The organism is Pseudomonas sp. 9.2(2024), assembly GCF_039695385.1.
GTDB lineage: Bacteria > Pseudomonadota > Gammaproteobacteria > Pseudomonadales > Pseudomonadaceae > Aquipseudomonas > Aquipseudomonas paraglycinae.
This window is the reverse complement of record NZ_CP155585.1, coordinates 3,395,393-3,420,356: the sequence shown is the minus strand read 5'-3', so window position 1 is coordinate 3,420,356 and position 24,964 is coordinate 3,395,393. Positions and strand designations below refer to the sequence as shown.

23 protein-coding genes are annotated in these 24,964 nt (G+C 60.3%); 14 read left to right on the top strand and 9 right to left on the bottom strand.

Annotated elements, in window-relative coordinates; all coding sequences use genetic code 11:
• Positions 1–126: 126 nt before the first annotated feature.
• From ABFB52_RS15285 to ABFB52_RS15260, 6 genes are all read right to left on the bottom strand, one after another.
• Positions 127–1,665 (bottom strand): cryptochrome/photolyase family protein, encoded by a 1,539-nt coding sequence (locus ABFB52_RS15285; RefSeq protein ID WP_129972910.1) that lies wholly within the window; start codon positions 1,663–1,665, stop codon positions 127–129.
• An 8-nt stretch (positions 1,666–1,673) separates the two neighbouring features.
• Positions 1,674–2,216, bottom strand: coding sequence for a DUF3833 domain-containing protein (locus ABFB52_RS15280; protein WP_129972909.1), 543 nt, complete (start codon positions 2,214–2,216; stop codon positions 1,674–1,676).
• Positions 2,217–2,592: 376 nt separating this feature from the next.
• Positions 2,593–2,754, bottom strand: a complete 162-nt coding sequence (locus ABFB52_RS15275; RefSeq protein ID WP_165369533.1) for a hypothetical protein — start codon at positions 2,752–2,754, stop codon at positions 2,593–2,595.
• 101 nt (positions 2,755–2,855) lie between these two features.
• On the bottom strand, positions 2,856–3,857 hold the full coding sequence (locus ABFB52_RS15270; RefSeq protein ID WP_129972908.1) for an NAD(P)H-quinone oxidoreductase: 1,002 nt from the start codon (positions 3,855–3,857) through the stop codon (positions 2,856–2,858).
• Complete coding sequence (locus tag ABFB52_RS15265) at positions 3,854–4,192, bottom strand: carboxymuconolactone decarboxylase family protein (RefSeq protein ID WP_129972907.1); 339 nt, start codon at positions 4,190–4,192, stop codon at positions 3,854–3,856. The genes ABFB52_RS15270 and ABFB52_RS15265 overlap by 4 nt, the downstream gene beginning before the upstream one ends.
• Before the next feature lie 10 nt (positions 4,193–4,202).
• The gene (locus ABFB52_RS15260; RefSeq protein WP_085745628.1) at positions 4,203–5,639 is read right to left on the bottom strand and encodes an NAD-dependent succinate-semialdehyde dehydrogenase; all 1,437 of its coding nucleotides are present in this window, start codon (positions 5,637–5,639) and stop codon (positions 4,203–4,205) included.
• A gap of 192 nt (positions 5,640–5,831) precedes the next feature.
• On the opposite strand from ABFB52_RS15260, the gene ABFB52_RS15255 reads away from it, so the two are divergent.
• On the top strand, positions 5,832–6,758 hold the full coding sequence (locus tag ABFB52_RS15255) for a LysR family transcriptional regulator (RefSeq protein ID WP_129972906.1): 927 nt from the start codon (positions 5,832–5,834) through the stop codon (positions 6,756–6,758).
• A 122-nt stretch (positions 6,759–6,880) separates the two neighbouring features.
• Here ABFB52_RS15255 and ABFB52_RS15250 read toward each other — a convergent pair whose 3' ends face one another.
• A complete protein-coding gene (locus ABFB52_RS15250) occupies positions 6,881–7,999 on the bottom strand; it encodes an SMP-30/gluconolactonase/LRE family protein (RefSeq protein WP_129972905.1) in 1,119 nt (372 codons plus the stop codon).
• A 240-nt stretch (positions 8,000–8,239) separates the two neighbouring features.
• On the opposite strand from ABFB52_RS15250, the gene ABFB52_RS15245 reads away from it, so the two are divergent.
• Genes ABFB52_RS15245 through ABFB52_RS15235 form a run of 3 tightly spaced genes read left to right on the top strand, consistent with a single transcriptional unit; the run spans position 8,240 to position 11,327 of the window.
• Positions 8,240–9,061, top strand: coding sequence for an ABC transporter substrate-binding protein (locus tag ABFB52_RS15245; RefSeq protein WP_085745631.1), 822 nt, complete (start codon positions 8,240–8,242; stop codon positions 9,059–9,061).
• Positions 9,058–9,903 (top strand): amino acid ABC transporter permease, encoded by an 846-nt coding sequence (locus ABFB52_RS15240; RefSeq protein ID WP_129972904.1) that lies wholly within the window; start codon positions 9,058–9,060, stop codon positions 9,901–9,903. Before ABFB52_RS15245 ends, ABFB52_RS15240 begins: the two co-directional genes overlap by 4 nt.
• A gap of 35 nt (positions 9,904–9,938) precedes the next feature.
• Positions 9,939–11,327 carry an LLM class flavin-dependent oxidoreductase gene (locus ABFB52_RS15235; protein WP_129972903.1) on the top strand — a complete coding sequence of 463 codons (1,389 nt, stop codon included), beginning with the start codon at positions 9,939–9,941 and terminating at the stop codon, positions 11,325–11,327.
• Between the two features lie 2 nt (positions 11,328–11,329).
• On the opposite strand, the gene ABFB52_RS15230 is transcribed toward ABFB52_RS15235, so the two are convergent.
• Both ABFB52_RS15230 and ABFB52_RS15225 read right to left on the bottom strand, forming a co-directional pair.
• The gene (locus tag ABFB52_RS15230) at positions 11,330–12,037 is read right to left on the bottom strand and encodes a cupin domain-containing protein (RefSeq protein WP_129972902.1); all 708 of its coding nucleotides are present in this window, start codon (positions 12,035–12,037) and stop codon (positions 11,330–11,332) included.
• Positions 12,038–12,098: 61 nt separating this feature from the next.
• Positions 12,099–12,953, bottom strand: coding sequence for a GNAT family N-acetyltransferase (locus ABFB52_RS15225; RefSeq protein WP_129972901.1), 855 nt, complete (start codon positions 12,951–12,953; stop codon positions 12,099–12,101).
• 592 nt (positions 12,954–13,545) lie between these two features.
• Here ABFB52_RS15225 and ABFB52_RS15220 point away from each other — a divergent pair.
• From ABFB52_RS15220 to argE, 10 genes are all read left to right on the top strand, one after another.
• A complete protein-coding gene (locus tag ABFB52_RS15220; RefSeq protein WP_039768553.1) occupies positions 13,546–14,214 on the top strand; it encodes a haloacid dehalogenase type II in 669 nt (222 codons plus the stop codon).
• Between the two features lie 32 nt (positions 14,215–14,246).
• Positions 14,247–15,521: an FAD-binding oxidoreductase gene (locus ABFB52_RS15215; RefSeq protein WP_085603587.1), complete on the top strand. Its 1,275-nt coding sequence runs from the start codon at positions 14,247–14,249 to the stop codon at positions 15,519–15,521.
• A 94-nt stretch (positions 15,522–15,615) separates the two neighbouring features.
• Entirely contained in the window at positions 15,616–17,253 is a 1,638-nt protein-coding gene (locus ABFB52_RS15210) for an ABC transporter substrate-binding protein (RefSeq protein ID WP_085603590.1), read from the top strand.
• Between the two features lie 47 nt (positions 17,254–17,300).
• Entirely contained in the window at positions 17,301–18,257 is a 957-nt protein-coding gene (locus ABFB52_RS15205) for an ABC transporter permease (protein ID WP_085603594.1), read from the top strand.
• On the top strand, positions 18,254–19,129 hold the full coding sequence (locus ABFB52_RS15200; protein WP_129972900.1) for an ABC transporter permease: 876 nt from the start codon (positions 18,254–18,256) through the stop codon (positions 19,127–19,129). Before ABFB52_RS15205 ends, ABFB52_RS15200 begins: the two co-directional genes overlap by 4 nt.
• Before the next feature lies 1 nt (position 19,130).
• The gene (locus tag ABFB52_RS15195; protein ID WP_129972899.1) at positions 19,131–20,972 is read left to right on the top strand and encodes an ABC transporter ATP-binding protein; all 1,842 of its coding nucleotides are present in this window, start codon (positions 19,131–19,133) and stop codon (positions 20,970–20,972) included.
• Positions 20,969–21,277: a (2Fe-2S)-binding protein gene (locus ABFB52_RS15190; RefSeq protein WP_129972898.1), complete on the top strand. Its 309-nt coding sequence runs from the start codon at positions 20,969–20,971 to the stop codon at positions 21,275–21,277. The genes ABFB52_RS15195 and ABFB52_RS15190 overlap by 4 nt, the downstream gene beginning before the upstream one ends.
• Positions 21,259–22,635, top strand: coding sequence for an FAD-dependent oxidoreductase (locus tag ABFB52_RS15185; protein ID WP_129972897.1), 1,377 nt, complete (start codon positions 21,259–21,261; stop codon positions 22,633–22,635). Before ABFB52_RS15190 ends, ABFB52_RS15185 begins: the two co-directional genes overlap by 19 nt.
• Positions 22,632–23,786 carry an FAD-binding oxidoreductase gene (locus ABFB52_RS15180; RefSeq protein WP_129972896.1) on the top strand — a complete coding sequence of 385 codons (1,155 nt, stop codon included), beginning with the start codon at positions 22,632–22,634 and terminating at the stop codon, positions 23,784–23,786. Before ABFB52_RS15185 ends, ABFB52_RS15180 begins: the two co-directional genes overlap by 4 nt.
• Entirely contained in the window at positions 23,783–24,940 is a 1,158-nt protein-coding gene (gene argE, locus ABFB52_RS15175; protein ID WP_129972895.1) for an acetylornithine deacetylase, read from the top strand. The genes ABFB52_RS15180 and argE overlap by 4 nt, the downstream gene beginning before the upstream one ends.
• The last annotated feature ends 24 nt before the right edge of the window (positions 24,941–24,964 follow it).

Below are 24,964 nucleotides of genomic sequence, written 5' to 3'. Positions count from 1 at the left end.
GAGTGTCGGGCATGACCGACAGGTGCCGTCAATATCGGGAAGCGTTGTGGCTGCTGATCCGTTGACAGGTTGCTTCGTCGTTAAGTTTCACTGATGGAGCAAGGTCGTTTTGGGTGAACGCTGATTTCAAATCGATTCGCTGTCATCCAGGCGGGCCAGCAACGACTGGCCGCGTTGCCACAGTGCCTCTTGCTTGGCCTGCGGCATGCGGTCGAGGTTCCTGTACATCATGGCCATGCGCTGATTGCCGCGCAGCAGTTCGCCGTGGCGCATCAGGAAATGCCAATACAACGAGTTGAACGGGCAGGCATTGTCCGCCGTGCTTTCGCTGACCTTGTACGCGCAACCGCGGCAGTAATCCGACATGCGATTGATGTACTGGCCGCTGGCGCAATAGGGTTTGGAACCGAGATAACCGCCATCGGCGTGCATGACCATGCCCAGCGTGTTGGGCAGCTCGACCCAGTCGAAGGCGTCCATGTAGATCGCCAGATACCACTCGCAGATCTGGCTCGGCGCGATACCGGCGAGCAGGGCGAAGTTGCCGGTGACCATCAGCCGCTGAATGTGATGCGCGTAGGCGTGCTGCAAGCTTTGCCCGATGGCATGGCGCATGCAGTTCATTTGCGTCTCGCCGGTCCAGTAGAACTCGGGCAGCGGCCGGGTGTTGCCAAACGAGTTGCCCAGTGCGTAATCAGGCATCTTCAGCCAGTACACGCCCCGCACGAATTCACGCCAGCCGATCAATTGCCGGATGAAGCCTTCGGCAGCATTGAGCGCAATGCTGCCGGACCAGTACGCCGACTCCACGTCGCTGCACAATTGGCGCAGATCCAGCAGGCCGATGTTGAGTGCTGCGCTGACGCGTGCGTGGAACAGGAACGGCTCATCACTGGCCATGGCGTCCTGGTAATCGCCAAACCCGGCCAGACCGTAATCGAGAAAGTACGCCCAAAGAGCCTGCGCATCGGCATGGGTGACGGGATAGTTGAAGTCATCGAGCGCACCGTAGTGTTGGCTGAAGCGCGCTTTGACGAGTGCCAATACTTCGGCGGTGATGGCGTCATTACTGAAACGCGCCGGGTAGGGCGCTTTCACGCTTTTGGGCAGGGCCTTGCGATTCTCCGCATCGAAATTCCATGCGCCCCCCACCGGCGAGCCGTCGCCATTGAGCAACAACCGGCTCTTGCGACGCATCTCCCGGTAGAAAAACTCCATTCGCAGTTGTTTCTTGCCCTTGGCCCAAGCGGCGAACTCTTCGCGACCGCACAGAAAACGCGTATCGGCGTGCCAGTGAATTGGCAAACCGCATTCCTTCATCGATTGCTCCAGCCGCCAGTCGCCACACTCGGTGACGTGCACTTCTTCGGCCTGCAACAGCGCTTGCCAGCGATGCAATTCACCCGGCACCGAACCGCTGTTTTCCGGATCATCCAGCCTGACGTATTCAACGCGTACACCCTGGTCTCGCAACGCCTGGGCGAAATGGCGCATGGCGCTGAAGATCAGGGCAATCTTCTGTGGGTGGTGGGGCACGTGGCTGGCTTCTTCCATGACCTCAACCAGCAACACCGTGTCGCGCTCGGCATCGAGTGCCTGTAAGGAAGCCAGGTCGAACGATAACTGGTCGCCCAGTACCAGGCACAAGCGGCGGGTAGTGTTCATTTTACGGTTCATTGGCTTGCTTCGGCGCCCTGGCGGCTGAAGAACAAGGTCACCTGGCCGACTTCCACACCGAACTTGGACATGCTGGTGCGGTTGATCAACGTGTCCTCGTCCATCAGGTACATCCAGTCGTCCATGCTCATTTCATAGGTCGAGTCGTCGACCGGTACGTTCAGCCGATAACGCCAGTGAAATGTGTTGCCGGCAACCTGGCCTTGGGCAACCCCTACGACATCACCGGCGCGACCACTCCACCGTCCCTGGCCCTCGGGCGTCAATGTCCATACGCGGTGTTGGCGAGTACCGTCGCTATACAGAAAACGCTCGTCGAGAATCAGGTTGTTGCCTTCGCGACGGCTGACAATGTTGACTTCGAAGCGCTTGGTCACTTCGCCGCCGCGCTTCTGAAACATTCCCCAGGCCTTGACGGGCTGGCTGAAAAAACGCTGCAGATCGAGTGCCGGTTGTTGATCGGCATAGTGGGTGACATCCACGCTGGTGCAGCTTGCGATGCTGAGTAGCAGTGTCAGTAACAGCACTAATCGAGTCATTGCTTTACTCCCTGATGGCAGAGGGGGTCGAGGGACCGCGCTGGAGAGGGTTTCTTGTACGCCATGAAGCGCGCGTACAGGGTTGCGGCCGTCTAATTTCGCTTTCCCGCTGCAGTGTTGCGCGACATGGCGGATCAGCACCCCAAATAATTGTACGAGGACGGTATTTCTGTATAGGTTTTGTTCACGATAGGCGGAAAAAAGCCACCTGACAATCAAGTGGCAATTTTTTCGCGCAAATGCGCAGAACCGACATCACAAGCTGAAGGCTTGCCTGGGTAGCGGGGAGAGGGCGCGAATAGTGTTCACTGTGGTTTGCGGTGCTGTCGCCAGCAGGCGGAAAAAGGCCCGGATTCCTCCGGGCCAGTCATGCACATCAGTGCGAATCGGCCTCGCTCGCAGCCTCGGCAGCGGATCTTTCCCTGCGCCTCTGGAGCCAACTGTAGAACGCATGCACGGGATGAAGGACGGCGGTGAGTACGCCGAGCAGCAGGATGGTGAAAAGGATGATCAGTGGGATGCTTTCGTGCGAGAACATGGTGGGTTACTCCTGTAGTCACTATGTCGTAACCCGCAGACTAGACGCATCGAATCCTGTTTTCGATGAATGAATGTTCATCCTTGAACGCTTCGGGTGTGTTACGGCGAATCCTCCGGACGCATGGTCAGGATAATTTTTCCGACATTCTCTGAAGACTCCATTCGCCGGTGAGCATCGGCAGCCCGCGCTAGCGCAAATGTGCTGTCCACCACCGGTTCCAGGCTCCCTGCGCCGTCGAAACGATCGAGCCAATGCTCACGGAAGCGCTGGATCATGGCGTGCTTTTCCGGTTGTGTGCGGGATTTCATCACCGTGCCGATGATTTGCAGATGCCGATAGAGGATGTGTTCGAGCTCCACGCTTACCTGGCCGCCACCGCCGAGAATCCCGACTTGCACCAGTCGGCCACCGTGAGCAAGCGAGGCAATGTTGCGTGCGAAGTAGGGTTCGCCGATGAAGTCGATGACAACATCGACCCCTCGACCCTCGGTCTTGTCGGCAATGACTTGGGCGAAGTCCTGGGTCTTGTAGTCAATCGCGACGTCAGCCCCCAGATGTTCGACACGCGATAACTTGCTGCCCTCTGTGGTGGCATACACCGTGGCGCCGGTGGCGTAGGCCAGTTGCACGGCTGCGGAGCCGACACCGCCGGCCGCCGCATGAATCAACACCGAGTCGCCGGACTTGAGGCGAGCCAGGTGCATCATCGCTTCATGGGCGGTGACGAACACCTCCGGGATAGCCGCTGCGTGTACATAATCCAGCTGCGCGGGGATCGGCATGGCCATGCGGTAGTCGATGCGCGCCAGTTCGGCATAGGCGCCACCACCAACGACGCCCATCACTCGGTCTCCTGCGGCGTAGCCGGTCACTTCGCTGCCTGTCTGGATCACCTCGCCAGCGATCTCCAATCCGATGATCAGCGAGTCACCGAAATTCGGATGCCCATAACCACCGGTGCGATGGGTCAGGTCGGCACGGTTCACGCCAGCGGCGTAAACCCGCACCAGAAGGTCGGTGGGGCGGACTTCGGGGTCGGGCGCATCGACGAGCTCCAGGACATCTGCGGCGCCGAATTCTCTGATGTTGATCGCTTTCATAGCGGGTTCTTCTCCGAGTCGGAAAACGTGGCATTGGCGATGGCCGATGCAGTGATGGCGCCGGGAAAACCCACATAAAACGCCAGGTGGGTAATCGCTGCGGCAATTTCGTCCAGGCTGACGCCGTTGGTGATTGCCCGGCGCAAGTGAGCGGGCAATTCTTCTGAGTGACCGCCGGCGATCAACGCCGGCACGGTAATCAGGCTGCGGTCGCGGAGTGACAAGGCAGGATCGGCCCAGATCTGCGGATAAAGCGTTGCGTCGACGAAATCCGACAGCTTGGGCGTGAAGGCCCGGGCCGCTTCGCGAGGACTGCTGAAATTGATCGTGGACATGGGAGCTCCCTTAAACCTGACTGATGAATTTGTGGGTGAGGTAGTGCTCGATGCCTTCAACACCGCCTTCGGAGCCGTGACCACTTTCTTTCATGCCGCCGAACGGAAGCTCGGTGGCGACGATGCGGTACTGGTTTATCCCGATCATTCCGGCTTCCAGTCCGTCGGCCACGTCGATGGCTGTTCGTGCATTGGAAGTGAACGCATAGGCCGAAAGGCCATACGGCAATCGATTCGCTTCTTGCAGGCCGTCGGCCAGCTCGTCGAAAGGCATCAACACGGCGATGGGGCCGAAAGGTTCTTCGTGCATGATTCGGGCGTTCATGGGCACGTCTGCCAAAACGGTGGGCTGGAAGAAAAAGCCGTCTCCGGGAAGCGCCTCGCCACCGACCAAGACCCGTGCGCCTTTCTCGACGGCATCGGCTATCAATTGCTCCATCTTGACCAACTGCCTTGGGTTGGCGAGCGGGCCGACCTGAGTCTGTGGATCGAAGCCGTCGCCGATTTTCAGGGCTTTGGTGGCCGCGACGAAGTGATCGACAAACGCTTGATAGGCGCCACGCTGAACGATGAACCGGGTCGACGAGATGCACACCTGGCCGGTCCCGCGAAAGCGGTTCGCGACACCCTCTACCGCGGCTTTTTCGATGTCCGCATCTGCAAATACCAACACCGGGCCATGACCTCCCAGCTCAAGGGTAATGGGCTTCACGCCCTCGGCGGCGCGGGCCGAGAGCAACCTTCCAATGGGCACGGAGCCTGTGAATGTCACTTTTCGAATGATCGGAGAAGCAATGAGCTGGCTGGACACCTGATCCGGTACGCCGAAGACCACTTGCAGCACGCCTTTGGGCAGGCCTGCGTCGTCCAGCGCCCGTGCCAGGGCCAGCGCGGTGGAGGGACTTTCTTCTCCGGGTTTGAGAATCACGCTGCAACCCGCCGCCAGGGCCGCCGACAGTTTGCGGGCAGGCGTGATGGCCGGAAAATTCCACGGCGTGAAAGCTGCGACCGGGCCAATGGCCTGGCGTTTGACCAGTTGCAGTACACCGGGGCGGTTGGCAGGTACAACACGGCCGTCGATGCGCCGAGCGCTTTCGGCGAACCATTCGAAATACTCTGCGGCTCGCACCACTTCATCCATGCTTTCGCTCAGTGGCTTGCCTTCTTCCAGGGTCATCTGCGCTGCAATGTGCGGGGCTCGTTCCAGGATCAGATCGGCGGCGCGCTTGAGGATTTTCGCGCGCTGGTCCGGCACCGTCTGCCGCCATTGTTCGAAGCCCACTCGGGACACTTCCAGGGCGCGGTCAAGGTCGCCGGCAGTGGCGAGGGGAACACGTCCGATTTCACGCCCGGTCGCAGGGTTGACGACGGCTGCCGTAGAGCGACCTTGCGCATCGATCCATTCACCACCGATGAAAAGATAAAGCTGATCGTAGGAGTTGTTCATGGTGTGGCCTTTGGTTGGTTGTCAGGGACGGGCAAGCGCTCCGTGAAACCAAGTCTATGGAAGGTGAGTCGCTTGATTTAGCCGGCCACGAGGGAATCATTGTTGTCCCCAGAGGTAATATCGGTTGCCGGGGGGGAGGGTGTAGCATCCGCACTTGTCTCGAGCGGATTGCAGGTCTGAAGGACGATCAGGATGGATAAACTTTCAAATATGTCGGTGTACATAAAAGTGGTCGAGATGGGCAGTTTCACGGCCGTTGCGAACCATCTGGACTCCACTGTCGGCAATGTCTCGCGCGCCGTCTCGGCACTTGAAAATGTGCTCGATGCGCGTCTGTTGCAACGATCTACCCGACGTCTTTCGGTGACCGACGCGGGTCGTCGGTTCTACGAGCGATGCATCAAAATCCTGGCTGACCTGGAAAGTGCAGAAGCCGAAGCGAGCAATGCAGCCTTGAAGCACAGAGGAACCTTGCGCGTGCACTGCGTACCTGGACTCGCTCGGCACCTGGTGACCGGCGCAGTGCTGGCGTACCGCGATGAATTTCCGGACGTCACCGTGGATTTGATGCTCTCGCAACGCATGCCTAACCTGCTCGAGGACCAGTTGGATGTCTCGATCCTGATTGCTCGTACGCTGCCGGATTCAGCGTATGTCAGTCAGAAGATCGGCGTCAGTCATTGCGTACTGGCAGCGTCGCCCGAATATCTGGATCGACACGGAACCCCGACCACGCCTGACGAACTCAGCGCTCATCAATGCTTGCTGCTCGGAACGGTGGACTATGTGCGGGATGAGTGGCAGCTCAAGAGCAAATCGGGTGACGCGACCTTCGTTCCCACCGGACCGAGCTTCAGCGTGAATGACATGGACGCGATGGCTATTGCCATTCGGGAAGGGGCCGGAATCGGCTTGTTGGCCGGATTTACTGCCATCGATGATTTGCGCTGCGGAAAACTGGTGCGGGTTCTGCCTGACTACCATACGTACGAGCGCAACGTTTATGCCGTCTACACGTCACGACAGTTCGTCGATGCAAAAATCACTCGCTTTATCGATAGCCTGAAAGACCGCGTCGGTAGTCAGCTGGCAGCAACGGCTCAGGAACTTATCGGTTGAAAGACCGCAGGCAGCCTCGTTGATTCAGGGATGGCGAGCGGGATTGAATGCCGCGCATCCCTGGCTGCGCGGCGAGATATTGTTTCGATACTCACGAAGCGACCGCGAGATGAACGGCGTTTTTACACAGCAAACGCAGTCCCGCGAGTATTCACAAAAAGCGAGTAGATCGAGTGACTGCTTGCCATGAACAGCCTGTTCCCTTCGCGCCCCCCGAAGCACAGGTTCGGGCAGCGCTCTGGCAGCGAAATATGGCCGATGGCCTTGCCCTGTGGATTGAAAACCCGCACGCCGTCGAGTTTTTCCAGGTCAGCCCTGGGATCGCCATTGCCGCCCCAGCCGCACCAGAGGTTGCCCGCTTCGTCGCACTTGATACCGTCGATTGCCGCGTAGTCCAGCCCCTCGATGTGCTTGCGGCGCTCGCCCAGTGTGCCGTCTTCCTTCACGGCAATGGCCCAGATCAGGCGATTGGGTTTGGCGCGACCTTCGACGACATACAGGGTTTTCTCGTCGGGAGAAAAGCACAGACCATTGGGGCCGTTAAGGTCGTCGATCACCCGAGTGACCTTTCTGCTCTCACCATCGATGCGGTAAACGGCGTGCGGTTGGCTCGGGGTGATTTTGTGGCCTTCGTAATTGTTGCCAGTCTGGAATGGCGGGTCGGTAAACCAGATTGATCCGTCACTTTTGCAGACGATGTCGTTGGGCGAGTTGAAGGGCTTGCCATCAAAGCTGTCGGCCAGCACGGTGATCGTGCCGTTGTATTCGGTGCGCGTGACGCGGCGGCCTTCGCTGGTGGTGGTAGAGCCTTCGCAGACGATAAGCCGCCCTTGGCGATCCCGGCACATTCCGTTGGAGAAGTTCGAGTGTTCACGGTACACGGTGAAGGTCTCGGTGATTTCGTCCCAACGCATGATGCGATTATTAGGGATGTCGCTGACCAGCAAATAGCGGCCATCACCGACCCACACCGGTCCTTCGGCCCAGCGCATGCCGGTGGCGAGTTTTTCCACACTGGCGTTGAAAATACGCAAGTCGAGGAAGCTGTCGTCGAGGATGTGAATCAGTGGATCCGGGTAGCGTTGACTCAACGGTTCGGTGGCTTCAGCGAGACTGGGCAGCAAGGCAGAGCCGGTAGCGAGCGTGGCGGAAACAGCGAGGGATTTTTTCAGGAAGCTGCGGCGGGTATTGCCCTTTACCTGTTCGAGGCTTTCAGGCTTGGCGGACAGGGATGAGTCCATGTAGCAATCTCCGTGGTTTTATTTTTGTAGGGAGGCGTACTAATAACCTGTGATAGGACATCGTACAAGTTAATCGTTTGCTTGCCCCTACAGAGCATGGAGTGGAGCGCGCTTTGCTTAAGGGTGAGGTCTGGAATCCATATAGCCCAAGCGCAGCTTTTTATTCCCAAAACGAAGTTCATATTAATTTTATAGTGCGTTTTAATCTAATCAGGTTTTTCCTGATTGGAGCATTCGCACTTGAAGATCCCGACACATTTGACACTTGGCCTGGCGCTCGCCGTCAGTTGCGCTGCAGCATTTGCGGGGCCAACCCTTGATCGCGTGACGCAAAAAGGTGAACTCACCGGTGTCCTGATGGAGAGTTACCCGCCGTTCTCTTTTCTCAATGACCAGAACCAGCTCGACGGCTTCGATGTGGATGTCGCTAAAGCTGTGGCCGAACGGCTTGGGGTCAAGCTGAAACTTGAAACGCCTTCCTGGGACGTGATTGCCGCCGGGCACTGGAACGGTCGATACGACATCTGCGTGTGCTCGATGACGCCGAGCAAGGCGCGGGCCGAAGTGTTCGACTTTCCCGTGGAGTATTACCAGTCACCGGCGGTGATCGTGGTCAATGAAAAGGACAAGGACATTGCCACTGGCAAGGACTTGTCCGGCAAAAAAGTCGGTGTGATCAGTGCGTCGACTTATGAGGCCTATCTGAACAAGGATCTGGTCATTGAAGGCGCCGAGGACAAACCGTTGAGCTATCCGTTCGACAATGTCCAGATCGCGCCTTACGACAATGAAACCGTTGCCTTCCAGGATCTCGCACTCGGTACCGGCGTGCGCCTGGACGCTATGGTCACCAACCTGATCACCGCGCGTGAACGCATCGCTCAGGATCCGCGCTTCAAGATTGCCGGAGATCCACTGTATGCCGAACCGAACGTCGTGGCGGTCGAAAAAGGCGATGCGCAATGGAATGCGAAAGTCACCGAAGTCATCGCACAACTCAAGACTGACGGCACGCTAAGCAAAATATCCCGCAAGTGGATCGGTTCTGATATCAGCCAATGACAGCAATCAATCCGCATCCGGCCAAAGCGGCTGTTACCCCGCAAAAGCAGCCGCCACTGACACGTCAGCTGTTCGGTTTTCGCACGCGTCTGTATCTGACGTGGGCGGCGCTGTCGGGTCTGGGCGTGTGGTTTTTCATGCGCTTCGATCTGAAGTTTTCGATCATTCTGGAAAAGTGGCCGAACCTGGTCGGCCTGCATCTGGGGCCGAACGGGTTCTTGCAGGGCGCCGCGCTGACGATATTCCTGTGTTTCTGCTCGATCTGGTTTTCGTTATTGCTGGGCTTTGTCACCGCGTTGGCCAGGCTGTCGAGCAGCGCCGTGGCGTTTGGTATCGCCAGCTTCTACGCCTCGTTCTTTCGCGGCACGCCGCTGTTGATCCAGATCCTGTTGATCTATCTGGGGCTGCCGCAGCTGGGTGTGGTGCCAGGCGCAATCAGCGCCGGGATCATCGCGCTGTCGCTCAACTACGGGGCTTATCTCAGTGAGATTTTTCGTGCCGGCATCCTCGCGGTTGCCCCGGGTCAGCGCGAAGCAGCCGCCGCACTGAGCCTGAGACCCGCCGCAACATTCATCCATATCATCCTGCCGCAAGCCATGCGCACGATCATTCCGCCGACCACCAGCCAGTTCATTTCGATGCTCAAGGACTCGTCCCTGATTTCGGTCATGGGTGTTTGGGAAGTGATGTTTCTGGCGCAGTCGTACGGGCGTTCGTCCTACCGTTACATTGAAATGCTGACCACCGCAGCCGCCATCTATTGGCTGTTATCTATCGGTCTCGAACTGATCCAGCATCGCCTCGAACGCCATTACGGCAGAGGCTTCAAGCATCAGCGCTGAGCCATTCCGTTGAATGATTTCTTGCAGGAACCAAGATGTCCGATCCTAAACCTCTGCTGTTTGCACTCTATGAACAAGCCAGCGTCGGGTGCGGCGGTGCGCCGAGTCTGTGGACGCACCCGGCTGACGAACGCCTGGCGATCAACTCGCTGGGCTACTGGTCAAACCTGGCGCGGATTGCTGATCAGGCGCACCTCGATATGTTGTTCTTTGGTGATGTGCTGAGCTTCTACGATGTGCTGGGTGGCAACGCCGATGCGGCAGTGAAATGGGCGGTGGAAGCACCGGCCAACGATCCGTTGATGATCATTCCGGCGTTGGCGGCCGTGACGGAAAACCTGGCATTTGGTGTCACGGTGACCACCAGTTATGAGCACCCGTTTACCCACGCCCGGCGCTTCAGCACGCTTGATCACCTCACCAATGGGCGAGAGGGCTGGAACATCGTCACCTCTTACCTGTCCAGCGCCGCTCGCAATTTCGGGCTGGAGCAAATGATCAAGCATGACGATCGTTATGAGCGCGCCGAAGAGTTTCTCGATGTGGTGTACAAACTCTGGGAAGGCAGTTGGGCCGACGACGCCGTGGTTGCCGACAAGTCCCGCCAGCTGTATGCCAGAGGCGAGCGGGTGCGACCGATCAATCACAAGGGTGCGCACTATCGTGTCGCCGGGCCGCACCTGACCGCTCCGTCGCCGCAGCGCACACCATTGCTGATTCAGGCGGGCTGGTCGGGACGCGGTCGAGAGTTCGCCGCCAAGCACGCGGAACTGATCTTCATCGCCAAATCCAACCCGCAGGAAATCCGGCAGGGCCTGGAAGACATCTGGGCCCAGGCGCAGGCGCTTGGGCGTCAACGTGAAGACGTGAAATCGTTGACGGTACTGCGCATCGTCACGGCCAAAACCGAAATCGAAGCCCAGCGCAAATACGACGAGTTGCAAAGCAACTATCACTTGCAGGCACAACTGGTCAGTTACGCCGGCGACACCGGCATCGACATCAGCCGCTACGCCGACAGCGATGCACTCTCGACGCACACCGAAGGCCTGACCTCTTATGTGATGCGCCCCGATGGCAGTGGCAAGCCGCTGACGGCGGGTGATGTGAAAAAGCGCTTCGCCAGCGTTACCCGTGGCAGCGACCTGATTCTCGTCGGTACACCGCAGCAAGTCGCCGAGCGCATCGAAGAGCACGCGCGAATTTCCGGCACCAGCGGCTACATGCTCAACCCGTTGATCAGCCCGGGCAGTCTTGAGGACTTTGTCGAACTGGTTATTCCCGAACTGCAAAAGCGTGGGCTGTACCGGACTCAACCGCAGAGTGGCACTTTCCGCTCGCGGTTACGGGCAGATCACTCCAATCACCTGCCTGCGTCGGCCTATGGGGCTTCGTTCCGCTTCGACAAGGCGCTTTATGACTGACCCTATTTGACCGCATACACTTTGCGTACATAGCGCGTGCTTTTCCAGGCGCACGGTGCCCCGCGCGCAACAAACACGCTGTCGCCGGTATTGACGGTCACGCTCAAACCCTCAGGCGTCTGCAACGTTACGCTGCCTTCGATCAGGTACATCAGCTCATTGAGCTTGTGCGGGCGACCGTGACGTTCGTAGGGCGTCGAGTCCCACACGCCGACACGCAGATCGGTCGTGGCGTCTTCGAAGGCATTACGTGACCGGCATTGCGGTGTCGGACCGATCAGAATCTGTTGCTCTGGCGCGGCGGAGGGAGACAGGTGTGCCAGCGGATCAAGCAACGTCAGGCCGGGTGTCGCGGCTGCGGTGGCCATCGCGCAAAACGCCCACCGGGTGCCGGTCTTTGCTTCGATCCGCAGGGCCGTACCCCGGCCGATGACCGCGCTGGCGCCGACGGCCAGTTCCAGCGTCCGCTCCCGGGTTTTCAACGTCACATGCCCCGCATGGACTACGATCACCTCGGTGTGCGGGAAGTCCTCGATAACAAGGCTTGCGCCTGCTTCGACGATGCCTGCAGATATGCCGTCGCTCCCTGACCAGGCAACCTGACGTCCGGTCGGGAAAGGGTCTGCGGCGTTCAAGGGTTGCTGTTTGAAAGCGGTGTCGACGCGACTGCCATCGGCACGAGCCAACAGCATGATGCAAGGTTCGGACATACGGGTGAAGCTCCAGGTCTTGAGGGGATTTCTTGGGGGGCGACCAGCGCCAGCGCGATAGTCAGCCGATGGCTTGAGTGACCAGGGCAAACTGCCGAACGCCATGGTGTGCCTGCGGTGCTGCACCGCGGGACATTTGTGCCACGGTGTCTACTTTCTTCAGGCCGGCTGCTTCCAGCCAGTCGGAAAGGCCACAATCCGCTGGAATATCAATGCGCACAAAGGCATCCGGTATCCCGGCCAGCAATGTCGCGATCAGGTGTTGGGCTTGCTCAAGGTTTTCGGCGATCAGCGGGCCGATGCAACGACCGCGACCGAATGGGCGCAGCAGGGCGAAGGCCTGCAACTGACCGTCACGCACAATGCCCACCGAATGCTCGACGACGGCGAACAGATCGGTAAGCACCGCTCGCCGATCCAGTCCGCTCCCGGCATTGGCCAGTTCCAGCACCCGCGCATGATCCGACTCGCGCAATGGGCGGCATTCTTCACCGTCTGCCAATGGCCCGGGCAAAGGGGCTTGCGCCTGGCCCTGGTGCTGCTGAATCCGGCCAAACTCGACAAAACCCTGACTGGCATACAGCGGTGCGCCGGCCACGGTTGCATTCAATATCGCCGTGCTTGACTGGCAAGCCTGCAGCGCGTGTTCCATGAGCTTTCGCCCGATGCCCTGGCCCTGGTAATCGTCACTGACAATGACCAGGCCAATGGTCGTGAAATCACCTTGCGGACAGGCAAACGCGGTGCCGATCAAACGCTCGCCATCGAGTACGACAAAGCCTTCGCTGACCCGTTGCAGCATGGCCCAGTCGTCAAGTCGATGGGGCCACTTCAATTGCACGGACAGTGCATGAGCCTTGGGCAGGTCGTCGGCAGTCATCGGCCGATAGACGTAGGAAGGGAGCGGGGTGGACATGGCGATTCTCCGATCAAGAGTGTGCGCTGGCGCCGGGTTTTGCGCCGAGGTGAAGCCTGTATCCCATCTGGATGAAAGCCTGACAAGGGGGCAGGGAATATTCGGCAGATTCCGCGAAGCACGGTCCCGAAGACCACACTTACTACTTAATCCGGGCCTTGTGTCGGCAGCAAATGCTTGGGCCTTTTTACCCTATAAAAGGCTTGTACCGAGTCTCGTCGCTCAGGCGCAGGATGTAGGTTCAATCGCCTCGATTCAGAACCGGGCTGACCTGCGCCGCAGCAACTGATGCCAAGGCTGCGATGGGGCGCAGTTTCTGCGGGCAAAGTCGCTGTCGGAAATCAAAAGCGCCAGATAAAGGCCCATAAGTGCGCATAAACCGGGGCTTTGCCCAAGGCTGGAGCGCACCGCAAAGTCTGCTGAGTGGAATGACCAAAACGGTGATTTGTATCGAACGGAGGTCGCTTTTAACGCCATCTGCTGATTTCACGGTGTTGTAATGACGGTGTGCTGCAGCGTTGCATCGCTACTGCGCAAACCAGGCAAATGCTTGTAGCGCCATTGACCTCAACGAACTTCAGGAACGCACTCAATGAGCTTTCTTCGCCCCAAATTCATTACCTTCGACTGCTACGGAACGCTGACCAATTTCCACATGGGCACAATGACCCGCGAACTCTTCGCCGATCGCGTTCCCGCTGAGCAGATGGATCAGTTCGTCAAGGATTTCTCGGCCTATCGCCTGGACCAGGTCATGGGCGACTGGATGCCGTATGACGAGATTCTCAAGACCGCTCTGGCGCGTACCTGCAAGCGTTGGGGAATCGAATACCGCGAAGAAGGCCAGCTGTATTACGACGCCGTTCCGACCTGGGGCCCGCACCCGGACGTACCGGCCGGCCTGTCGAAAATCGCCGACAAGATTCCCTTGGTGATTTTCTCCAACGCCAGCAACAGCCAGATCATGTCCAACGTCGAAAAACTCGGCGCACCTTTTCACAAAGTCTTCACGGCCGAACAGGCACAAGCCTACAAACCTCGTCTGGCGGCGTTCGAGTACATGCTCGACAACCTCAACTGCGGCCCGGAAGACATCTTGCATGTGTCCTCCAGCTTCCGTTACGACCTGATGCCGGCCCACGACATGAAGATCAAGAACAAGGCCTTCGTCGCCCGTGGTCACGAAGTACCGGGCAACGCCTTCTACAGCTACCACCAGATCCCGGACATCGGCGGTCTGGCCGCACTGGTCGGCCTGTAACGACATCCTCATTGGCAAAGGCGGGATTGAACATGGGCAGTGAATCCTACTGGCTCGACAGCGCACCGGCCTTCACCGGCGCACAGCTCGGCGGTTTGCCCGGGCAAGTCGATGTGGCCATCGTCGGTGGCGGTTTCACCGGGCTGGCGGCGGCCCGGGCCCTGGCGCTCAAGGGCGCCAGTGTGGTGGTGCTGGAAGCCGGGCGGGTGATCGGCGAGGCTTCGGGACGCAATGGCGGGCAGTGCAACACGGGGGTGGCGCAGGATTACGCCAGCCTCAGCGCCAGCCTCGGTGCCGACCGGGCGAAAGCCTATTACCAGGCTTACGAAAGTGCCGTGCAAAGCGTTGTGTCGCTGGTCGAGCAGGAGCAGATCGCCTGTGACCTGCTGCGCAACGGCAAGCTGAAACTGGCGGCAAAACCGCTGCACTACGAAGGCCTGGCCCGCACCTGCGAGCTGATTCGCAACGAAGTCGATGCCGATGTTGAATTGCTGTCTGCCGAACAGACCCGCACCGAAGTCAACTCTGCGCAGTTCCATGGCGGCCTGTTGCAGCGCAATGGCGTGCAGATGCACGTCGGGCGTTTCGGCATCGGTCTGGCAGAAGCGGCGGTGCGTCACGGTGCACTGATCCATGAGGGCACCTCGGTGCTCGACTGGAAAGCCCGGGCCGGCGGTTATCAGGTCAACACCAGCAAGGGTTCGCTGCACGCCGGGCAGGTTCTGCTGGCGACCGGTGCCTGTCAGCACGGTGGTCTGGGCTGGTATCGGCGGCGAATCGTACCGGTGGGCAGTTTCGTGATTGCCACCGAGGTCCTGCCGCGGGCGTTGATCGATCAGTTGCTGCCGGGGCGCCGCGCTTATGTCACCAGTCGAATGATCGGTAACTACTTCCGCCTGACCCCGGATAACCGTTTGCTGTTTGGCGGGCGCGCGCGGTTTGCCATGTCCGACAGTGTCAACGATGCCAAGAGCGGCAAGGTGCTGCAGGCGGCGATGGTCCAGATGTTCCCGCAACTGGCCGGCGTCAGGATCGATTACTGCTGGGGCGGCCTGGTAGACATGACCTCCGACCGTTTGCCGCGAGCCGGCCAGCACGGCGGCGTGTTCCACTCGATGGGTTACAGCGGCCACGGCGTGCAGATGTCGGTGCACATGGGGCAGGTGATGGCCGATGTGATGGCCGGCAATGCCGAGGCCAACCCCTGGCGTGAACTCGACTGGCCGGCGATCCCCGGGCATTTCGGCAAGCCGTGGTTCCTGCCTTTCGTGGGCGCCTATTACCGCTTTCAGGACTATTTGCATTGAGCTGATGCTGTGGCTTTACCGTCGTTTGCGTTTCCAGGACGTTCCGGCCAACCGGAACACTTGAGCCTTCTTAATTTCGACAGGTAGCACTGAAATGACTGATCACAAGAACGACTCACCTCTGATCTCGGGCGAAGCAAGCCTGCGGGTGTTCGAAGGCCTCAATCGCGGCATGTCACGCCGTCACGCGTTGCAAATGCTCGGTGTGGCCGGCGTAGCGGCTGCCGGCGCCGGCAGCCTGTTTGGTGCTGCCGGCAAACTGTTGGCCGACGATACGGCGACGCCGGGCAAAGGCAAGCCGGGTGGGCGGATACGTGTCGCCGGCATGTCCAGCTCCACGGCTGACACCCTCGACCCGGCCAAAGGTGCGCTGTCCACCGACTATGTGCGGCACTACATGTTCTACAACGGCCTGACCCGTTTCGACGCGCACCTGGTGCCGCAACTGGAACTGGCCGAGCGCATCGACAACACCGATGCGACCCTGTGGACGATCACCCTGCGCAAGGACGTGACGTTCCACAACGGCAAAACCCTCAGCGCGGCCGATGTGGTGTTCTCGCTGTCACGACACAAGGATCCGCTGACCGGCTCCAAAGTCATGCCACTGATGGAGCAATTCGCCGAAATCAAGGCCACGGGGGCCAACGAAGTACAGATTCGCCTGACTGCACCGAACGCCGAATTGCCGTCGATTCTGGCCGTCTCGCATCTGCTGATCGTTCCCGAAGGCACCACCGACTTCAACCAGGGCATTGGTACCGGACCGTTCAAGGTCAAGGAGTTCAAACCAGGTGTGCGTTCGGTTGCCGCACGCAACACCGGCTACTGGAAGCCTGGCCTGCCGTACCTCGACGAAATCGAATTCATCGCCATTGGCGACGAGCCGTCGCGGGTCAACGCGCTGCTGTCCGGCGACGTGCACATGATCAACGAGGTCAACCCACGCTCCACCGACCGGATCAAGGCCAGCGCCAGACACCGGGTCGTTGATGCGCCGTCGGGCAACTACACTGATTTGATCATCCGTCAGGATCAGTTGCCGGGTCAGAACGCCGATTTCACCCAGGCGATGAAGTACCTGCTCGATCGCGAACAGATCAAGTCGGCGGTGTTCCGCGGCTTTGCCGTGGTCGGCAACGATCATCCGATCGCGCCCGGCTCGCGCTACTACAACAGCGACCTGCCGCAAACGGTCTACGACCCGGAAAAAGCCAAATTCCTGCTGAAAAAAGCGGGCATGGAAAACATCAGCATGGAGCTGTTTGCGTCGCCTGCCGCAACGGGTTCCGTCGATATCGCAGTGCTGTTGCAGCAGTCGGCCAAACAGGCCGGGCTCAAACTCGACGTCAAGCGCCTGCCGAGCGACGGCTACTGGTCCAACCACTGGATGAAGCACCCGATCAGCTTCGGCAACATCAACCCACGTCCGAACGCCGACGTGATGTTCTCGCAGTTCTTCCAGTCGAAGGCGCCGTGGAACGAGTCCGGCTGGAAGAACGAGCAGTTCGATCAGTTGCTGATGCTCGCCCGCGGCGAAACCGACGATGCCAAGCGCGGCAAGATGTATGCGGACATGCAGACTCTGGTGCACGACCACTGTGGCATCGGCATACCGGTGTTCATCAGCAACATCGACGGCGTCGATCAACGGATCAAGGGCTACGGCAGCAACCCGCTCGGCGGCTTCATGGGTTACATGTTCGCCGAGCAGGTCTGGCTGGACGCTTGAACAGAGCCGTCGAAATGAACGGCAAGCCAGGTGCAGGAGGGTAGGCGATGAATAGCAACACACTGTGGTTGATCGGTCGACGGCTGGGCGCCGCGATCGTGACTTTGTTGATCGTATCGATGGTCGTGTTCGCGATCACGGCGGTACTGCCTGGAGACGCGGCACAACAATCCCTTGGCCAGTTTGCCACCCCGGAACAGGTGGCGGCGCTGCGCCTGAAACTGGGGCTCGATCAACCCGGTGTGGTGCGTTACCTGCACTGGTTGATGAGCCTGCTCAGTGGCGATATGGGCGTGTCGGTATCCAACGCGATGCCGGTCGTCGAGCTGATGGCCGGGCGCGTACCCAACACCTTGATGCTGGCGGCCGCCACGGCGCTGGTGTCGGTGCCGGTGGCGCTGGTTCTCGGCATCGGCTCGGCGATGGGCCGGGGCGGGCGGATCGACAGTGTCCTGAGTTTCACCACCCTGGCCATGGTCGCGGTGCCGGAGTTTCTGGTGGCGACCCTTGCGGTGCTGATCTTTGCGGTAAACCTGGGCTGGTTGTCGGCGCTGTCCTACGCCAGCGACATCACTTCACCGTGGCAATTCATGCGCACCTACGCCTTGCCGGTGATGACGCTGTGCTGCGTGATCGTTGCGCAAATGGCGCGGATGACCCGCGCGGCAGTGATCGACCAGCTCGACAGCCCCTACGTGGAAATGGCCCGGCTCAAAGGCGTCAGTCCGATGCGCATCGTACTGCGCCACGCTTTGCCCAATGCCATCGGGCCGATCGCCAATGCGATTGCGCTGAGCCTGTCGTATCTGCTCGGCGGGGTGGTGATTGTCGAAACCATCTTCAACTATCCCGGCATCGCCAGCCTGATGGTCGATGCCGTGACCAACCGTGACATGGCACTGGTGCAGGCCTGCACCATGTTGTTCTGTACGGCTTATCTGGGTCTGGTGCTGATTGCCGACCTGTGCGCGATTCTGTCCAATCCGAGGCTGAGAAACCAATGAACAATCTCATTGTGAAATCGACGCCTGCGGCCCCCGATCTGTCAGCCGGCAAGGTGTCTCACGGTCCCGTGTGGCTGGGACTCATCGGCGCGGCCATCTGCGTTATCTGGTTGCTGGTTGCGTTATTCGGCCCGTGGCTGGCGCCGCATCCGGTCGGCGAGGTGATCTCGGGCAACGTGTTCGACAACATCAGCGCGGTGTACCCGTTCGGCACTGATTATCTGGGCCGCGACATGCTCAGCCGGGTGCTCGTCGGCGCGCGCTTCACCGTGGGCCTGGCGTTGATTGCGGCGGTGCTGGCCAGTGCGCTGGGCACCGGTTGCGCGCTGCTGTCGGTGGTGTCGCCGAAATGGCTGGACGAAGTGATCAGCCGCTTGATGGACGCCTTTATCTCGATCCCGAGCAAGATGCTCGCGTTGATCATGGTTTCGGCGTTCGGCTCTTCAGTGACCCTGCTGATCAGCACGGCAGTGTTGAGCTTCGCCCCGGGCGCGTTCCGTATCGCCCGCAGCATGGCGGTGAACATCGAAGCGCTGGAGTACGTGCAGGTCGCCCGAACCCGTGGCGAGCGGCGTTTGTACATTGCTTGCGTGGAGATCCTGCCGAACATGCTCAACCCGGTGCTGACTGACTTGGGCTTGCGGTTCGGTTTCATCGTGCTGCTGCTCAGCGGCATGAGTTTTCTCGGGCTGGGCGTGCAACCGCCGGATGCCGACCTCGGCTCGCTGGTGCGGGAAAACATCGGCGGCCTCAATCAGGGCGCCCCGGCCATCGTCATCCCGGCGCTGGCCATCGGCACCCTGACCATCGGCGTGAATCTGTTTATCGACAGATTGTCGTCGCGACGTAGTCGCCGCACGGGAGGCCATTGAAATGACCCAATTGATTCGAGTTGAAGACCTGCGCGTGGTCGCTTGCGGCGAGCACGGGGAAACCGAAATCGTCAAAGGCGTGAGCTTTGCCCTGGAACAAGGTGAAGTGCTGGCGTTGATCGGCGAATCGGGCTCGGGCAAGACCACCATTGCCCTCGCTCTGTTGGGGTACGCCCGACGGGGCTGTCGGTTGTCCGGCGGCGTGGTACAGGTCGGCGAGCACGACATGCTCGCGCTCAGCGAGCAGCAATTGCAGGGCCTGCGCGGTAATCGGGTGTCGTATATCGCGCAGAGCGCTGCGGCGGCTTTCAACCCGGCGAAGAAGCTGATCGACCAAGTGGTGGAGGGCGCCTTGATTCACGGCCTCGGCACCCGCGCCACCCTTGAGGCCAAGGCCATTGAGCTGTTCCGCGATTTGGCCCTGCCAGACCCGGATCACATCGGTCAGCGTTACCCGCACCAGGTGTCCGGGGGGCAATTGCAGCGGGTGATGGCGGCAATGGCGCTGATCAGTGATCCGTTGCTGGTCATCCTCGACGAACCGACCACGGCGCTCGATGTGACGACCCAGATCGACGTGTTGCGTGCGTTCAAGCGCGTGGTGCGTGACCGTGGCGCGACAGCGGTGTATGTGTCCCATGACCTGGCCGTGGTGGCGCAAATGGCCGATCAGATTGTCGTGCTCAATGGCGGCCAGATCTTCGAACAAAGCGCTACGGCGGCGCTCCTCAAAGGCCCGAGTCATGAATACACCCGCAGTCTGCTGGCGGCCGCGCGGCCGGACACGACGATCCGCCCACCTTGCGGAATTGCCGAAGAAACCCCGCTGCTGACCATTCGCGGTCTGACCGCCGGTTACGGCAACAAGAACACCCAGGGCATGCCGGCCATTCGTGTACTGGAAGACATTGATCTGACCGTGCGCCGGGGCCAGGCGATTGGCGTGATCGGCGAGTCGGGTTCGGGCAAGTCAACGCTGGCTCGCGTGGTGGCCGGCCTGCTGACGCCGGCATTGGGCGGGCTGACCTTTGACGGGCAACCGCTGGGCGGTTGTCTGTCCGAACGCAGCGACGAGCAATTCCGGCGAATCCAGATGGTGTTCCAGAACGCCGACACGGCGCTCAATCCGATGCACAGCATCAGCACGATTCTGAGTCGGCCGCTGAAGATGTATTTCAACCTCAAAGGCGCGGCGTTGCGCGAGCGTATCGGCGAATTGCTGGATCTGGTGCGCCTGCCGCGAGCCTTGGCCGAGCGTCGTCCGAGCGAGTTGTCCGGCGGGCAGAAACAGCGGGTGAACCTGGCGCGGGCACTGGCGGCCAAACCCGATCTGATCCTTTGCGATGAAGTGACCTCGGCGCTGGACACCGTGGTCGGTGCAGCGATTCTTGAATTGCTCCGCGACTTGCGTGAGCAGCTCGGCGTGTCCTACCTGTTCATCAGTCATGACATCTCCACCGTGCGCGCGCTGTGTGATGACGTAGTGGTGATGTACAGCGGCCATAAAGTTCAGGCCGGCAGCCGCCAGTCGTTTGCGCAGGCGCCGTTCCATCCCTACACCGATCTGTTGATTCACTCGGTGCCGGAGCTGCGCCAGGGCTGGCTGGAAACCTGCGGGACGACTTGCGGCGAACTGCCGCCCATCGGGCCCAAAGCCAATGTCGCCGAGCTGTGCACCTTCCTCAATCGCTGCCCGGTGCGCGTCGATGGCCTGTGCAACCGTACGGCACCCAACCGCCGAATCATCGACGGTGGCAGTGAAATTCTTTGCCACCACGACAGCGTCGAACTGCTGAAAACCCAGCGGGACGTGACCACCTTCAATCAGGGAGCCTATGCATGAGCGCTCGTTTTGTGAGACTGGCCGAGCAGGGCCGGGTGACCGTCGGGTTGACCGTGGATGGCGTGCCCATCAAGGCGTTGCAGGGCGACACACTGATGGTCGCATTGCTCACTCAGGGCGATGCGCTACGCCAGTCGGAATTCGATGCCGGTCGACGTGCCGGGTTCTGCCTGATGGGCGCCTGCCAGGATTGCTGGGTGTGGACGCGCAGCGGCGAACGTCTGCGTGCGTGCTCCAATGAAGTCCGTGAAGGGCTGGATCTCCTCACCACACAACCGGAGGCGACATGGCCACTGCACGGGTAGTTATCGTCGGCGCCGGCCCTGCGGGGATTCGCTGCGCCGAGACGTTGGTGAAGGCCGGCTTCAAACCGGTCCTGATCGATGAAAATCGCCGCGACGGCGGCCAGATCTATCGGCGCCAACCCGAAGGTTTCACCCGCGACTACCGCGCGCTGTACGGGACTGAAGCGGCCAAGGCGCGCGACCTGCACGAGAGTTTCGAGCGCTTGCGCCCACACATTGATTACCGCCCCGACACGCTGGTGTGGAATCTGGTGCCCAGGCAGTTGAGCTGCGTCAGTCAGGGTCACCATACAACGGTGGACTTCGACGCGTTGATCCTGTGCACCGGCGCCACGGACCGTTTGATGCCCATTGAAGGCTGGCAGCTGGCGGGCACCTACAGCCTCGGCGGGGCGCAGATCGCGCTCAAGTCGCAGGCGGTTTCCATCGGCCATCGCGTGGTGTTCATGGGCAGTGGTCCGCTGCTGTATCTGGTGGCCAGCCAGTACGTGAAGGCCGGCGCCAACGTCGCTGCGGTGCTTGATACATCGCCGATGAGCAAACGCATTGTCGCGCTGCCGAAGATGCTCGCGCGGCCCGGGGTGTTGTTTACCGGGATGAAACTGTTGGCGCAGTTGTACCAGGCGAAAATACCGGTGCATCTGGGGATCAAGCCGGAGCTCATATCGGGAGATGCCACTAGCGGCGTCAGCGGTGTGCGCGTGCGCTCAGCCAAGGGCGAAACCGTGGACATCGATTGCGATGCGGTGGCCCTGGGGTATCACTTGCGTCCGGAAACCCAGCTGGCCGATCTGGCCGGGTGTCGCATGCGTTTTGATGAAGCGTCCGGCCAGTGGTGGCTGGCGCTTGATGAAGAGGGCCGTACTTCGGTCAGCGGTGTGTACGCCGCCGGCGACGGGGCCAAGATTCGCGGTGCCGATGCAGCTGAACATGCCGGACGCCTGGTGGCGATGGCGCTGCTGGAGGATCAGCAACAACCGGTGGATGCCGGTTTTCGCACAGAGCAACGGCGCGCACTGGCGGTAATGGATCAGTTCCGCCTCGGTCTGGCGCAGGCATTTCCCTGGCCCGCCGAACAGGCCGGGGCGTTGCCGGATTCGGCGATCGTCTGTCGCTGCGAGATGATCAGCGCGGGCGAACTGCGCCGTACGGTCAGCGAAAAGGGTGCGTGCGAAGTCAATCGGGCCAAAGCTTTCAGTCGGGTCGGCATGGGCCGTTGCCAGGGCCGCTACTGCTCGCAGGCCGGCGCCGAAGTGATTGCCGCCGCGGCTGGCGTGAGTGTGCAACAGGTCGGTCGCCAACGCGGTCAGGCCCCCGTCAAACCGTTGCCGATGGTCATCATCGAGGAGCCGTCATGAACTCGCAGAAAAGTGATGTATTGATTATCGGCGGCGGCATCATGGGTGCGGCGTCAGCGTTTTTCCTGCGTCAGCGCGGGCACTCCGTGACGCTGCTCGAGCGCGACCAGATTGGCCAATACGCCAGCGGCGTCAACTTCGGCAACGTGCGGCGTCAGGGTCGTTATCTGGGGCAACTGGAGTTGGCCAACCGTTCGTTTGCGCTGTGGAAGCGCTTGCCGGAGCTGATTGACGACGATCTGGAATTCATCGCCAGCGGCCACATGCGTGTGTGTTACCGCGAAGACGAAATTGCCGAGCTCGAGGCGTATGCCGCTGCACCGGAGGCGGCCCAACTGGATCTGCAGGTCTATCGCGGCGCTGAACTGCATCGGCGCTTTCCGTTTCTTGGGCCGGACGTGAAGGGGGGCTCCTACGCGCCGCACGACGGTCACGCCAACCCGCGTCTGGCGGCGCCGGCATTCGCTCGGGCGGCGCGGCGGATCGGTGCGCGTATCGAAGAACAGACCGAAGTGGCCGAAGTGCAGAAAATCGGAAGCGAGTTCAGCGTCACCACCACCGATGGCCGGCAATATCGCGCCGCACAACTGCTGATCACTGCCGGCGCCTGGGGCGAGAAACTGTCCGCGCAGTTCGGCGAACCGGTTCCGCTGGACACCCATGGCCCGCAGATGGCGGTGACGGAACCGGTGCCATACGCCTTGCCGACGGTGATTGGGGTGTTCACCAAGATACCTGAGGAAGTCATTTATTTCCGGCAGATTCCGCGCGGCAACATCATCATTGGCGGCGGCTATCGCAGCAAACCGGACATGCTCAATCGCCGCGCTTATGTCGAGCCGCGCAGCATCCTCAACCAGATCCGGCAAATGCGCCGAATGTTGCCGGGTGTCGGCAATCTGAACATCATCCGGGTCTGGAGCGGCATCGAAAGCTATCTGCCGGACTCGCTGCCGATCATGGGGCCAAGCGGTACGGTCGATGGCCTGTATTACGCGTTCGGCTTCTGCGGTCATGGTTTCCAGTTGGGGCCGGGCGTCGGTGACGTCATGGCTGAGCTGATCAGCACCGGCAGCACTTCCACGTTGATCGAACCCTTTTCCATACGCCGGTTCGCCCCCTTGGCCGAACAACGGAGCAAAGCCTCATGAAACCCCGTGTACTGGAGATTCTCAAACGATTGATTGCGTTCGATACCGTGTCGTCGGAGTCGAACATGGCGTTGATCGAGTACGTTCGCGAGTTGCTGCTGAGCAAGGGCATCGAGTCGCTGATCGTCAAGGACGAAAGCGGCAAGAAGGCCAATCTGTTTGCCAGCACCGGCCCGAAAGACCAACCGGGCATTCTGCTGTCCGGGCACACCGACGTGGTGCCAGCAGCGGGGCAGGCGTGGACGGTTCCACCGTTCCAGGTGACGGAGCAGAACGGGCGGGTTTACGGGCGCGGCAGTTGCGACATGAAAGGCTTTATCGCGCTGGCCATCGACGCCATGCTTGAGGCTGCTGAACATTCCCTCAGCCGTCCGCTGCAACTGGCGCTGTCACACGACGAGGAAATCGGCTGCGTTGGCGTGCGGCGTTTGCTCGATGTGCTGCACCTGGCGCCGGTGCGGCCGTTCCTGTGCCTGATCGGCGAACCGACCAACATGCAGTTTGTGCTGGGGCACAAGGGCAAGGGCTCGTACCGCACCTATTGTCGGGGGCTGGAGGCGCATTCTTCGCTGGCGCCGCGCTCGGTCAACGCGATCCACGTGGCCTGCGATTTCATTGCTGCGTTGCGTGAATCCCAGCGTCAACTGCAGGAGCAGGGCGCCCGGGATGCCGATTACGACGTGCCTTACACCACCGTGCACGTCGGCCAGATCGGCGGTGGCCGGGCGCTGAATATCGTGCCGAATCTGTGCACGGTGGATTTTGAAGTGCGCAATTTGCCGGCCGATGATCTGGAACAGATTCTCGGCCAGATGCAGGAGCGTGCCGAGGGGATCGTGCGCGAGGCGCAGAAGCTCTCGAGTGTGGCAGCCATCGAGATTGAAACGGTCAACGTCTATCCCGGATTGGACACCCATCCGAGCGTCGAAGCGGTAAGGTTCCTGAAAAATTTCGCGGCGCCGGATACCGCGACGTCCAAGGTTTCGTTCGGTACGGAAGGCGGGTTGTTCAAGCAGCGTCTGGATGTGCCCGTAGTTGTCTGCGGGCCAGGTTCGATCGAGCAGGCGCACAAGCCCGACGAGTTTATCGAGATCAGCCAGATGGAAGCGGGGGAGCGCTTTCTGGAGGGTTTGCTCGGTTCGCTGAAGCGATAGAAAACAGCACTTCTGCTGTTCCAC